The organism is Undibacterium sp. YM2 (assembly GCF_009937975.1).
In the GTDB taxonomy this organism is placed as follows: Bacteria; Pseudomonadota; Gammaproteobacteria; order Burkholderiales; family Burkholderiaceae_D; genus Undibacterium.
The window spans coordinates 5,471,986-5,484,705 of record NZ_AP018441.1; the positions used below are offsets into that span (position 1 = coordinate 5,471,986).

Consider the following 12,720-nt stretch of genomic DNA (forward strand, 5'->3'; position numbering starts at 1 on the left):
TACCTAAATTACCACACGGCACCTGAAATTTGCTGCATTTGCTGAAAAAACCTTTAGCATGTTTGCAGTAGAGCGAATATCAGGGTCAAGACCGTGCAAAATCCGGCAACTGAGCAATTTGAAAATGATTTGCAACAACTGCGGCATTTGATTGATGCCCTGCCCGTCTGCATTTCTTATGTCGATGCCAATTACCACTACCAGTTCATCAACCAGGTATATATAGACTGGTTTGGCATACCCCGCGCTGCAGTCATTAACAAGCACATGGCCGAAGTCATAGGCGAAGAAGCTTTTCAGCATGTGCGCCCGCAGGTAATGCGTGCACTGTCAGGAGAAAGCATCGCCTACGAAACCACGGTACCCTACCTGCACGGCGGTACCCGCAGTATCTCAGCCCAGCTCTTTCCAGTATTTGATCATGACGGCAAGGTCAGGGGTTGCTATGCCATGATTATTGATATCAGCCAGCGCAAGCAAAGCGAAGAGCAATTGCATCTGCATGAAGAGCGCTGGCAACTGGCACTGGAAGGTTCTGGTGACGGTGTCTGGGACTGGTACCCGCAAACTGGTATAGAGATATTGTCTGACCGCCTGCGCGAAATTTATGGCTATACAAAAGAAGACATAGCTGATTTATCCGAAGAACTGGACAGGCGCACCCATCCTGACGATCTGAGACAGATGCATCTGGACAGGCAAGCCCATTTTGATGGCAAGACACCCATTTATATCAATGAACACCGGGTGCAATGCAAGGATGGCAGCTGGAAATGGATACTGACACGCGGTACGGTCATACAACGTGATAGCGATGGCAAGCCAACCCGCGTGGTGGGCACCCACACCGATATTTCAGAGCGAAAGCAGGCTGAAGTTGCCCTGCGTGAAAGCGAAGAACGCTTGCGCATGGCACTGTCAGCTACTCATCAAGGCTTATATGACTTGAACGTGCTGACTGGTGATGCCATAGTCAGTCCAGAATATGCGCACATGCTGGGTTTTGCACATGATGGTTTTCGAGAGAATAAAAAGAACTGGGTAGCCAGGGTGCATCCCGAGGATATCCCCGCAGCAGCGCGCGCTTTCAGAGAACATCTGGAGGGCAGGAGCGATGAATACCGGGTCGAATTCCGGCAAAAGAAAGCCAGCGGTGAATGGGCGTGGATACTGTCTGTCGGTGCGGTGGTGGAATGGGACAGGGATGGGCGGGCGCAGCGCATGCTCGGTACCGTGCTCGATATCACAGAAAAGAAAAAAACCGAAGCCCTGATCTGGCAACAGGCAAATATCGATACCCTGACCGGCCTGCCGAACCGGCGCATGTTTTATGAAAGGCTGGATCACGACATCAAGCTCAGCAAACGCCATAAGCTGGCGCTGGCTGTGCTGTTCATTGATCTGGACTTTTTCAAGGAAGTCAACGACACCCTGGGCCACTCCACTGGCGATGCCTTGTTGATAGTAGCCGCGCACCGACTACGCAAGTGCGTCAGGGAAAGCGATACCGTGGCCCGCCTCGGTGGTGATGAATTCACCGTTTCTCTGCCAGAGATGCATGAGGAAAACCGGGCTGAGACCATCGCGCAAAACATCATACGCAGCATGTCCACCCCCTTCCAGCTGGCGGGCGAAGAAATCTATTTGTCTGCCAGCGTGGGTATCACCGTCTACCCGCGCGATGCCGACAATCTGGATGACCTCATCAAGCACGCCGACCAGGCCATGTATGCGGCCAAGGCCCAGGGCCGGAATCGCTTCAGCTATTTCACACCCGGCCTGCAGACTGCTGCATTGGCACGTCTGCGCATGACGAATGATCTGCGCACTGCGATTGCTGAAAATAGCCTGCGCGTCTATTTCCAGCCCATCGTCGATATCCATAGCGGAAAAATACAAAAAGCTGAAGCTCTGGTACGCTGGCTACATCCCCAACGGGGATTCATCAGCCCCATGGAGTTTATTCCCATTGCAGAAACCAGCGGCCTGATCATCGCCATCGGCGACCTGGTATTCCGTGAGGCGTTGCGCTGGGTCAGGAAATGGCGCGAGCTGTATCGCCCAGATTTCCAGATCAGTATCAATCAGTCTCCCATGGAATTCCAGGGTGACCAGGAACGTTATATCAACTGGATACATGAGCTGGCGCTACAAAACCTGCCTGGCCAGGCCATCAGCGTAGAAATTACCGAAGGATTATTGCTGGATGCCAGCCAGAAAATCACCAGCAAACTCTTGCAGTTCCGCGACGCCGGGATACAGGTGGCGCTTGATGATTTTGGTACCGGTTATTCTTCACTGTCTTACCTGAAGAAATTTGATATCGATTACCTCAAGATAGACCAGTCCTTCGTCCGTAACCTGGCAACGGATGCCAGTGATATTGTCTTGTCAGAAGCCATCATCATGATGGCGCACAAGCTGGACCTGAAAGTCATTGCCGAAGGGGTAGAGACGCAACAGCAGCATGACTTGCTGAAGCAGGCAGGCTGCGATTTTGCGCAAGGTTATTTATTCTCGAAACCCTTGCCACCGGAAGAGTTTGAGATCTTACTGCAGCGACAAAAAACTTAAGCGCCTGAGCGCACTTTGGCCAGCAATTTGCTGGTCGAACGGTCATGCTCAAAATCGATGGCTGCTACCGTACCACCATAGGCCAGCACCGCCTGACCTTCGGGTATGGCTGTCATATCATAGTCACCGCCTTTGACATATACATCAGGATGCGCTGCCAGCACTGCCTGCAAAGCGGTATCTTCATCAAATTCCACCACCAGGCTGACAGACTCCAGCGCTGCCAGTACCGCCATTCGGTCTTCACAGGAATTAACTGGCCGGTCATCGCCCTTGCCCAGTCGCTTGACCGAAGCATCAGTATTCACCGCCACCACCAGCGAAGCACCAAATTCGCGTGCATCAGCGAGATAGCTGACATGACCACGGTGCAGGATGTCGAATACGCCGTTGGTCATGACCACGGGTTTGGGTAGCTCGCGTACACGTTCCGCCAATTGCTCGCGGGTGGTGAGTTTTTTTTCGAATTCTGGCATAGGAAATTTGTGGGTATTTTACGAAAACCTCTCACCACAGAGGCACGGAGACACAGAGGGAAATCGCAAGGTTTTTCGTAGGTTGGGCTACGGTTTACCAGCCCAACACTGTGCCTTTGATAAACGAATACGTTATTTTTACGCCGAGTGTTGGGCTGGTGAAACGTAGCCCAACCTACGAATTGCAAACATTCGCGTTTATTTTCTCTCTTGAATTTCTCTGTGCCCCTCTGTGCTACCTCTGTGTCTCTGTGTTGAACGGTCTTGAATTTATAAAAAAAAGCCGCTAATGATTAGCGGCGATTGTACAGCTTCAAACCAGGTTTATGCCGCACTAGGCAAGCTGCCAGGCAAAATAACCAATCTTTGCGCGACTTCCTTGCGATAGCGGTTCAAGTCTTGCACGGTTTCGAAAGTACGCTCGAACAGCAGCGACATATTGTGCAGGATGCGATCGACAACTTTCTTTTCCCACACACCATCGAACTTGATCTGGCCGTCTAGCCAGCGTTCCAGCCAGTCTGGATCAGGCAGGCGTGATTGTATGGTGTCGTTAGGGAATAATGCCTGGTTCACATGCAAGTTGGTCGGGTGCAAAGGTTTTTCCGTACGTCTGGCGGACGCCATCAGGACGCCGATCTTGGAAAACGCAGCACGGGCTACATCGCCGACTTCAGCCAGGGATTTTTTCATGTAGCGCAGATAAGCACCGCCATGGCGTGCTTCGTCCTGGCTGATGATTTTGTAGATATGCTTGATGACAGGCTCGGTGTGCCAGTCAGATGCGCAGCGGTACCAGTGGTTCAGGCGTATCTCGCCGCAGAAATGCAACATCAGGGTTTCCAGCGGTGGTGCGGGGTCGAACTCGAAACGCACATTGTCGAGTTCTTTTTCTGTCGGCACCAGTTCAGGATGGAAGCGGCGCAGGTACTCCATCAGGACCAGGGAATGCTTTTGTTCTTCAAAAAACCAGATGGACATGAAGGCACAAAAGTCACTGTCGCCACGGTTATCACGCAAAAACATCTCAGTCGCAGGTAAGGCAGACCATTCGGTGATGGCATTCATCTTGATGGTTTGCGCCTGTTCAGGTGTCAGTTTGCTGGCGTCATACTTATCCCAGGGGATGTCTGACTCCATATTCCAGCGCACTTGCTCCAAAGACTTAAACAATTCAGGGTAAAGCATGGTCAACCTCTGATAAAAATTGCGGAAATTAGAATAATTTGCCTAATTTTACCAGAGAGATGTGACGCCTTCACGACAGTGCCTGAATTGCTTAAAATTTAGGCGGGAACACAACAGAAAAATAAGACTTGCGCAAAATTGTCCCAGCAAGGCCTTGCCTGGGAAAGGTCCCTTGCAAGGGACCTTCGTTTCATCGGCGGACAACATGTTGTCCGAAACCCCGATTGCACCGTAGCGACGAAGACAGTACTTTAGTACGGCTAGGAGCTGCAACGCAGCTGGGGCGGTTTTGCGCAAGTCTACGCTATTTCGTTTTCACTTACTGCCTGCCTAACCTCGTCCCTGTCCAGGTTAGGCGCAAACTGTTGTATGAATTCATAGGTATAAGCACGCAGATAGGCACCACGACGTACCGCCAGACGTGTCACATTCGATGCAAACAAATGACTGGCAGAAATAGTCCTCAAACCATGTGCACGTTGCACTTCTATTGCCATAGAAGCCACCAGACCCACGCCCAGACCCAGCGCCACATACTGCTGGATAACGTCAGAATCCATCGCAGTCAGGACGATATCGGTGCGCAAGCCAGCCAGGCGGAATGCGTCATCAATATGACCACGACCGGTGAAACCTACATCATAGGTAATCAGTGGACAATTCGACAGGTCTTCCAGCGTCAGTTCTTCCTTGCTCAGGAGTGGATGACCTTCTGGCACGACGACTACGTGATTCCATTCATAACAGGCAAAAGAAGCCAGGTCCTTGAACTGTGACAGCCCCTCAGTCGCAATACCGATATCGGCCTTGCCAGACAACACCCATTCAGCAATATGTTCCGGGGAACTTTGTTGCAGGGCGATGCGCACTTCAGGGAAAGCCTGGCGGAAGCCTTGTACCACCTTGGGCAGCACATAGCGCGCCTGGGTATGGGTAGTAGCGATTGTCAGCGTGCCTTTGGACTGGTCAGAATAGTCCTCGCCAGCCTGGCGCAGGTTTTCTGCTTCCAGCAGCAATCTTTCTATGATGGGCAATATGTCCTTGCCTGGCTCTGTCAGGCCAGTCAGGCGTTTGCCATTACGCTCGAATATGTCGACGCCAAGTTCTTCTTCCAGTTCACGGATCTGGCGGCTGACGCCGGGCTGGGAAGTGAACAGCACATTTGCCACTTCAGTCAGGTTGTAACCACGGCGTGAAGCTTCACGGATAGAGCGTAATTGTTGGAAATTCATAAGGCACCTTATTTTTATTTATTATTTCGTATTCACTATTTATTGGGTATCGACAAAGACATGCAGGCGTTTGGGGCGCACTACCAAGGCTTCACCAACTTTGAGTTTCAGTTGTTCATAGCGTTCTGTAGAAATCATGGCTTCGACCAGTTCGCCGTTGTCATCTCTTTCCAGTTCCAGTTGAGCCAGCGGGCCTATGCTGTGGACGCGGCGCAGTTGCACATTGAGACCTGCCGCACCGGGCGAATAACGGTCTATTTCAAGTTCATGCGGGCGTACATAACCGGTACCAAAAGCATCACGGGTATCGGCATGGCCAGGTGCTTCAAAAGGCACTCCACCGGCATCGAGTATGCCTTCATGGATACGGCCACGGAACAGGTTCACATTACCCAGGAAACCATACACAAAAGGCGTGGCCGGATGGTGATATACCTCAGCCGGGGCACCAACCTGCTCGACCTTGCCGTGGTTCATGAGCACGATCTTGTCAGCCACTTCCAGTGCTTCTTCCTGATCATGCGTGACGAAAATACTGGTGACATGCAATTCATCATGCAGACGACGCAACCAGCGACGCAATTCCTTGCGCACCTTGGCATCGAGCGCGCCGAAAGGCTCGTCCAGCAAAAGCACGCGCGGTTCTACTGCCAATGCACGTGCCAGCGCAATACGCTGACGCTGGCCACCTGACAATTGCGGTGGATAACGGTCAGCCAGCCAGTCGAGTTGCACCAGTTCCAGCAGCTTGGTAACTTTTTCTTTGATCTCGCTTTCTGAAGGACGCAAATGGCGTGGCTTGACGCGCAGGCCAAAAGCGATATTTTCAAAAATCGTCATGTGCTTGAACAAGGCATAGTGCTGGAATACAAAGCCAACCTGGCGTTCACGCACATGCTGCGCAGAGGCATCTTGCCCGTCGAGCAAAACCTGGCCACTGTCAGCATATTCCAGACCGGCGATGATGCGCAGCAGCGTGGTCTTGCCGCAACCAGATGGTCCCAGCAAGGCGGTCAGTTCACCATTAGGAAAATCCAGCGAGACATTGTCCAGTGCGGTAAAACTACCAAAGCGTTTTTGTAATTGATTAACAGCGATACTCACGGTGAACCCCTTCTCTCTCTATTCTTGCGGCAATTGGCGGTTTTCATTGGTGCGCCATTCGACTAATGTTTTCAACGCGAGTGTCAGCAAAGCCAGCAAGGTCAGCAGTGACGCGACAGCAAAGGCGGCGGTGAAGTTGTACTCGTTATATAAAATCTCGACTTGCAGCGGCATGGTATTGGTCTCGCCACGGATATGGCCAGACACTACCGATACCGCACCAAACTCGCCCATGGCACGCGCATTACACAGGATCACGCCATACAGCAAACCCCATTTAATATTCGGCAAGGTCACGTACCAGAAAGTCTTCCAGCCAGATGCGCCGAGCACCAGTGCAGCCTCTTCTTCTTCGCTACCCTGCGCCTGCATCAGCGGTATCAATTCACGGGCGACGAATGGAAAAGTCACGAAGATGGTTGCGAGCACAATACCGGGTACCGCAAACAAAATCTTGATTTCATGATCACGCAGCCATTCACCAAACCAGCCCTGTGCACCAAACAGCAAGACATAGATCAGGCCAGAAATAACCGGTGACACCGAGAACGGCAAATCAATCAGCGTCAGCAAAACATTCTTGCCACGGAATTCAAACTTGGCGATAGTCCAGGCTGCCGCTACACCAAACACCAGGTTCAGCGGCACGGCTATGCCTGCAGCTATCAGGGTCAGTTTGATGGCTGACAAGGCATCTGCTTCTACTATCGCTGCCAGGTAAACTTCCCAGCCCTTTTTCAGTGCCTCAGCAAAAACGGCTGCCAGTGGAATGAATAAAAACAGGGTCAGGAACAGCAATGCAGTCACGGTCAAGACGATGCGTACCCACAACGGTTCCAGCGTTGCCGCTGGGGTTATCACCGGCTCATGCCTGCGTGCAGTGATGGGTGTCTTGACTGGCGTGTTGATGGCGGCTGTCGTCATGATCAATCCCTCCCTGCATTTTGGCGGCTGCGCGTCCATGCCTGCAACGCATTAATCGTCAGCAGCAAGGTGAACGATAGCAAGAGCATGACCACAGCTATCGCTGTCGCCCCGGCATAATCATATTGTTCGAGTTTGGTAATCATGAATAGCGGCGTAATTTCAGAAACCATGGGCATGTTGCCAGCGATAAAAATCACTGAGCCATATTCACCGGTGGCGCGGGCAAAGGCCAGTGCAAAACCCGTCAGCAAAGCCGGTATTATGCTGGGCAAGATCACGCGCAAAAATGTCTGCAGATGACTGGCACCCAGACTGATGGCGGCTTCTTCCAATTCTTTTTCAGCTTCTTCCAATACCGGTTGTACGGTACGCACGACGAAAGGCAGGCCGATGAATGTCAGCGCAATCAAAATACCGAGAGGCGTGTAGGCAACCTTGATGCCCAATGGTGTCAGCAATTTGCCTATCCATCCATTGGGTGCATACAGGGTTGCCAGCGTAATGCCTGCCACAGCGGTGGGCAGCGCAAATGGCAAATCCACCAGTGCATCGATGAGGCGCTTGCCAGGAAACTTGTAGCGCACCAGCACCCAGGCAACGATGCCGCCAAAGAAGACGTTGATCAGCGCACCCAGCAGAGATGCACCAAAAGTCAGGCGGTAAGAAGCCATCACACGGTCAGAAGTGACGGTATTCCAGAAAGCTTCCCAGGTCATGGTGAAGGTTTTCAGGAAGACGGCAGAAAGCGGTATCAGGACAATCAAGCCCAGATAAAACAGGGTGAAACCCAGAGAAAGCTGAAAGCCGGGTATCACCCGTCTAGCCTTTTTATTTGATCCTGGAAACTGCGCCATGCTTAGCCTTTATTACAGATATGACTATCGATGAGCAATCTTCCCAGTATTTTGTTATATAGAAAACGAATTTTTTCTTATGCTTACATGCGTTTTTCGCATATAGATTAGACGCTAATGGGCAAAAATGCCAAAAAATTATTCAAAAGTCATTGGATTGACGATGAATCAGGCATTTTTCGGTTTTGCATATGCAGAAAGCGCAAAAACGCAGAGACACCGCTGCAAGCATCTGCATCGATGATCTCTGCGTTAGTTGTTGAGATGAAAAATCTCAGGCGAGTTTGAATTCTTCTTCGTAATGGAAGCTCAGCTTGCTTTCTTCGCGGCTTAATAATGCCGCTTTGGGCAAATCAAACAAGAAACCCTGTACCAGATAAGGGCTGGCAGTCTGGTTGGCCTCACGCAATGCCTGCAGACGCTTCTGGTTTTCTATGCGGCGGAAAATAATGTGACACTGTGCCCGGTCAGCCTGCTCCAACAAACGCACCTGGGCACCTGCATCGTTGGCGAGACTGATATCGACCTTGATAGATGAAGGCCGTATGCGGTCCAGTAAATCAAGGGCTTGCTCCAGACTGGCCGCATGCAAGCCTATGCGGAAACCATTGCGCCGGTAATTCTCAGCAACGTGGGTCAAGACCCAGCGCTGACTGGGTGTGATCAAAGGCAGTTGCAAGACGATATCTGGATGTGGCAATTCCAGCACATCAAGAATGCGGCGGAATGCCATGCCATGATTACCCTCCACTGCTGCCAGCAAGCGGCTATGCACACTCAGGTATAAGTCCAGCTTGGCACTTTCTGGCTGCCGGTAAAAATTCAGGGTGTGCAAGAGCCGGCACAGCCTGTCCAACTCTACCGACTCATCATCATTGGCAGCATTTTCCAGCAATTTCCAGATATTCAGGCCCTGGTCATCGCTGGCATAGCTACGTGCATAGGCCTCATAAGCTACGATACGGCCATCATCCCCAGCGCGTATGGCCTGGAAGGCGCTGGTCAGGGTGGAATTAAAATAACGTCCGCGCGCACGCCCTTGTTCATCCAGCCACAAATTGGTGGTGGCCAGCGTACTTTGCAGACGACTCAGGTAGTTTTGCAATGCGGGAGAATGCATGCCTGCCTCAGCTTAAAATTCTATCTATAACTTGGCGATAGAAACTTCTGTCGCCTTTACCAGCGCCACGACTTCTGAACCGATGACCAGGTTCAAGTCTTTGATGGAGCGTGTAGTAATGACAGAAGTGACGATGCCTGCGGGTGTCTCAACATCGACTTCAGACACGACAGATCCTTCGATGATGGCCTTGATTTTGCCGCGAAATTGATTACGGACGTTGATAGCTTGTATGCTCATGATAATTCCTTAAATTAGTGAAACAATCAGATTGCCCATGCAACCTGATTGACGGTCCTCAACAAAGACACATCACCCAGTTCGGTGTCTGGTGCGGCTGAAGGTTTTTGTAAAACGCGCTGCAAGATACGGTCTTCCAGCTCGGCAAATTTTGGATTGCCACGCGCCCGTGGGCGGGGCAAGTCGATACGGGTATCCAGCGTGATCTGCCCATCCTCTATCAGGATCACGCGGTCTGCCAGGGCGATAGCCTCTTGTACATCATGTGTCACCAGCACAGCAGTGAACCCGCGTTGTTGCCACAGGCTTTCAATCAGGTTTTGCATCTCTATGCGGGTCAGTGCATCGAGTGCCCCCAATGGTTCATCAAGCAGCAACAAGGCTGGTTCATGCACCAGCGCTCTTGCCAGCGCAACACGCTGACGTTGGCCACCGGACAATACCGATGGCCACTCGTCAGCGCGCTCTGCCAGCGCGACCTTTTCCAGAGCCTGACGGGCCCTGGTCTTGTCACTGCCCAGACCCAGTGCGACGTTGGCGATAACAGACTTCCACGGCAGCAGGCGCGAATCCTGAAACATCACCCTGGTATCTGGTTTTGCTTTTCCCTCAGCAAATTCAAGGATGCCGCTATCGGCTTTTTCCAGGCCGGCAATCAGGCGCAGCAAGGTACTCTTGCCGCAGCCGCTACGGCCTATGACGGCGACAAACTCACCTGCAGCAATCTGCAGATTCAATGACTTCAATACCTGCCGTCCCTGATACGATTTTTGTATGAGGCGCAGACTGAGTGCGGTACCGCTGCTAGCTGACGTACTCCCTGCGTTCTGGGCGGTTTCAGTCCCTGGCGACCATTCACCTTTGGCAGTCTGCTCCCAGCCACCATCAAGTTCGTCGCGCAGGGCGATGATGTCTGGAACGGCACTGATGGAAAACTCTGAAAATTGACGCATCATGCTGCCCTCCCCTGATAGCCCGGATGCCAGCGCAGGCAATACTGTTCAAGCCCACGCGACAGCACATCGGCCAGCTTGCCCAGCAAGGCGTATAACAATATGCCGACCAGCACCACATCGGTTTGTAAAAATTCACGGGCATTCATGGTCATATAACCTATGCCTGCCTGGGCAGAAATGGTTTCTGCAACGATCAGCAAAACCCACACCAAGCCCAGAGAAAAACGCACACCCACCAGTATTGAAGGCAGCGCACCCGGCAAGATCACATCGCGGTATAAAGCCCAGCCAGATAAGCCATAGCTTTGCGCCATTTCTATCAAGCCCTTATCGACAGTACGTATGCCGTGAAAAGTATTCAGATAGACAGGAAAAAACACGCCCACCGACACCAGGAACAGCTTGGCCATTTCATCGATACCAAACCATAAGATCACCAGCGGTATCAAGGCCAGCGCAGGAATATTCCTGACCATTTGCAGCGTTGTGTCTAGCAAGGTCTCTGCAAAACGAAAACTGCCTGTCAGCAAACCCAGCAACAGCCCCAGCCCACCGCCGACGGCAAAGCCGGATATCGCCCGCCATAAACTGGTCTTGGCATGTACCCAGATTTCGCCGGAAGCAGCAAGAGTCCAGAATGCTTTTACCACTGCCAGCGGTTCAGGCAAGATACGGCTGGACAACCAGCCAGTCTGCGCTGCCAGTTGCCAGAACAGGATCAATGTTACTGGCACCAGCCAGGGCAAACCCCGCTTCAGCAGACGCACGCTGACCTGGCGAAAGACATCTGGTTTTTTTGCGGCAAACTGTGCTGCATGGCTGGAGTCACCCTGCGCATAGGTAGCAGCAAATTCACTCACTTCAGTAATCATTGGTCCCATATTGCCTCCCTAGCTTTGCGATACCTTGGGGACGATGCCATTGGCCATGACTTCACCAAACGGGCCAGTCAGGCTGGTGGAAACACCGGGCACAGTCTTGCCTATCAGCGGGAATACCAGTTCTGAAAAACGGTAGGATTCTTCCAGATGCGGGTAGCCCGAGAAAATAAAGGTGTCGATGCCAAGCGCCTGATATTCCTTGATGCGTGCGGCCACGGTTTCAGGGTCGCCAACCAGCGCAGTACCTGCACCACCGCGCACCAGACCGACACCGGCCCACAAGTTGGGCGACACTTCCAGCTTGTCGCGCTTGCCGCCATGCAGGGCGATCATGCGTTGCTGGCCAACTGAATCCATTTTGGCAAAAGCTTTTTGTGCACGGGCAATGACTTCATCATCGACGTAACGGATCAGGTCATCTGCAGCTTTCCAGGCTTCATCGTTGGTCTCACGCACAATTACATGCAAACGTATGCCAAAGCGTAAAGTCCTGCCATGCTTGGCTGCGCGCTCACGCATGTCGGCGATCTTGGCGGCTACTGCTGCCGGTGGCTCACCCCAGGTCAGGTAAACATCGACCTGCTCTGCTGCCAGCTCATGTGCCGGTTCAGAAGAACCACCAAAATACAGCGGCGGATAAGGTTTTTGTATCGCCGGGTACAAGGTTTTTGCGCCCTTGACGGTAATGTGCTCGCCTTCGAAATCATAACCGGCGTCACCACCTTCGCCAGCCAGTGACGCACGCCAGACGCGCAAGAACTCTTCGGTGATTTCATAACGCTTTTCATGATCGGCAAATACACCATCAGCTTCCAGCTCACCCTGATCACCACCGGTGACGATATTGATCAGTAAACGCCCCTTGGATAAACGGTCAAAGGTCGCGGCCATGCGCACTGCCAGGCCGGGGCTGCTCAAACCGGGGCGTATCGCCACTAGAAATTTGAGTTTGCTGGTCGCGCCTATAAGGCTGGAGGCTACCACCCAGGCATCTTCGCAAGAGCGGCCAGTAGGCAAGAGTACACCGTCAAAACCCTGGGTGTCGGCAGCCACCGCAATCTGCTTCAGGTAGTCATAATTGACTTCACGCGCGCCATGTGTCGTCCCCAGATAGCGACTATCACCGTGGGTGGGAATAAACCAGAATATATTCAAACTCATTATTTGC

General features: G+C 52.2%; 12 protein-coding genes. 1 reads left to right on the top strand and 11 read right to left on the bottom strand.

Annotated elements, in window-relative coordinates; all coding sequences use genetic code 11:
* The first annotated feature begins 93 nt into the window (after positions 1-93).
* Positions 94-2,574 (top strand): GGDEF and EAL domain-containing protein, encoded by a 2,481-nt coding sequence (locus tag UNDYM_RS25075; protein WP_162043558.1) that lies wholly within the window; start codon positions 94-96, stop codon positions 2,572-2,574.
* Here the strand turns inward: UNDYM_RS25075 and rfaE2 are convergent.
* From rfaE2 to ssuD, 11 genes are all read right to left on the bottom strand, one after another.
* Entirely contained in the window at positions 2,571-3,050 is a 480-nt protein-coding gene (rfaE2, locus tag UNDYM_RS25080; RefSeq protein ID WP_162043559.1) for a D-glycero-beta-D-manno-heptose 1-phosphate adenylyltransferase, read from the bottom strand. The two genes, UNDYM_RS25075 and rfaE2, sit on opposite strands and share 4 nt — an antisense overlap.
* 324 nt (positions 3,051-3,374) lie before the next feature.
* The gene (locus UNDYM_RS25085; protein WP_162043560.1) at positions 3,375-4,238 is read right to left on the bottom strand and encodes a ferritin-like domain-containing protein; all 864 of its coding nucleotides are present in this window, start codon (positions 4,236-4,238) and stop codon (positions 3,375-3,377) included.
* 299 nt (positions 4,239-4,537) lie between these two features.
* A complete protein-coding gene (locus UNDYM_RS25090) occupies positions 4,538-5,470 on the bottom strand; it encodes a CysB family HTH-type transcriptional regulator (protein WP_162043561.1) in 933 nt (310 codons plus the stop codon).
* 39 nt (positions 5,471-5,509) lie between these two features.
* Complete coding sequence (locus UNDYM_RS25095) at positions 5,510-6,574, bottom strand: sulfate/molybdate ABC transporter ATP-binding protein (protein WP_162043562.1); 1,065 nt, start codon at positions 6,572-6,574, stop codon at positions 5,510-5,512.
* A gap of 18 nt (positions 6,575-6,592) precedes the next feature.
* Complete coding sequence (cysW, locus tag UNDYM_RS25100; protein WP_162043563.1) at positions 6,593-7,498, bottom strand: sulfate ABC transporter permease subunit CysW; 906 nt, start codon at positions 7,496-7,498, stop codon at positions 6,593-6,595.
* Between the two features lie 2 nt (positions 7,499-7,500).
* Complete coding sequence (cysT, locus tag UNDYM_RS25105; RefSeq protein WP_162043564.1) at positions 7,501-8,355, bottom strand: sulfate ABC transporter permease subunit CysT; 855 nt, start codon at positions 8,353-8,355, stop codon at positions 7,501-7,503.
* Positions 8,356-8,629: 274 nt separating this feature from the next.
* On the bottom strand, positions 8,630-9,475 hold the full coding sequence (locus UNDYM_RS25110; protein WP_162043565.1) for an EAL domain-containing protein: 846 nt from the start codon (positions 9,473-9,475) through the stop codon (positions 8,630-8,632).
* Positions 9,476-9,499: 24 nt separating this feature from the next.
* Positions 9,500-9,715, bottom strand: coding sequence for a molybdopterin-binding protein (locus UNDYM_RS25115; RefSeq protein WP_110256421.1), 216 nt, complete (start codon positions 9,713-9,715; stop codon positions 9,500-9,502).
* A 26-nt stretch (positions 9,716-9,741) separates the two neighbouring features.
* Positions 9,742-10,668 carry an ATP-binding cassette domain-containing protein gene (locus UNDYM_RS25120; RefSeq protein WP_174245000.1) on the bottom strand — a complete coding sequence of 309 codons (927 nt, stop codon included), beginning with the start codon at positions 10,666-10,668 and terminating at the stop codon, positions 9,742-9,744.
* The gene (ssuC, locus tag UNDYM_RS25125) at positions 10,668-11,543 is read right to left on the bottom strand and encodes an aliphatic sulfonate ABC transporter permease SsuC (protein WP_162044784.1); all 876 of its coding nucleotides are present in this window, start codon (positions 11,541-11,543) and stop codon (positions 10,668-10,670) included. Before ssuC ends, UNDYM_RS25120 begins: the two co-directional genes overlap by 1 nt.
* 18 nt (positions 11,544-11,561) lie before the next feature.
* Complete coding sequence (gene ssuD / locus UNDYM_RS25130) at positions 11,562-12,707, bottom strand: FMNH2-dependent alkanesulfonate monooxygenase (protein WP_197741945.1); 1,146 nt, start codon at positions 12,705-12,707, stop codon at positions 11,562-11,564.
* Between the last annotated feature and the right edge of the window lie 13 nt (positions 12,708-12,720).

Coding starts and splice junctions, on each gene's coding strand:
- rfaE2 (WP_162043559.1), bottom strand. CDS start 3,050: ATGCCAGAATTCGAAAAAAAACTCACCACCCGCGAGCAATTGGCGGAA.
- UNDYM_RS25085 (WP_162043560.1), bottom strand. CDS start 4,238: ATGCTTTACCCTGAATTGTTTAAGTCTTTGGAGCAAGTGCGCTGGAAT.
- UNDYM_RS25090 (WP_162043561.1), bottom strand. CDS start 5,470: ATGAATTTCCAACAATTACGCTCTATCCGTGAAGCTTCACGCCGTGGT.
- cysW (WP_162043563.1), bottom strand. CDS start 7,498: ATGACGACAGCCGCCATCAACACGCCAGTCAAGACACCCATCACTGCA.
- cysT (WP_162043564.1), bottom strand. CDS start 8,355: ATGGCGCAGTTTCCAGGATCAAATAAAAAGGCTAGACGGGTGATACCC.
- UNDYM_RS25110 (WP_162043565.1), bottom strand. CDS start 9,475: ATGCATTCTCCCGCATTGCAAAACTACCTGAGTCGTCTGCAAAGTACG.
- UNDYM_RS25115 (WP_110256421.1), bottom strand. CDS start 9,715: ATGAGCATACAAGCTATCAACGTCCGTAATCAATTTCGCGGCAAAATC.
- UNDYM_RS25120 (WP_174245000.1), bottom strand. CDS start 10,668: ATGCGTCAATTTTCAGAGTTTTCCATCAGTGCCGTTCCAGACATCATC.
- ssuC (WP_162044784.1), bottom strand. CDS start 11,543: ATGATTACTGAAGTGAGTGAATTTGCTGCTACCTATGCGCAGGGTGAC.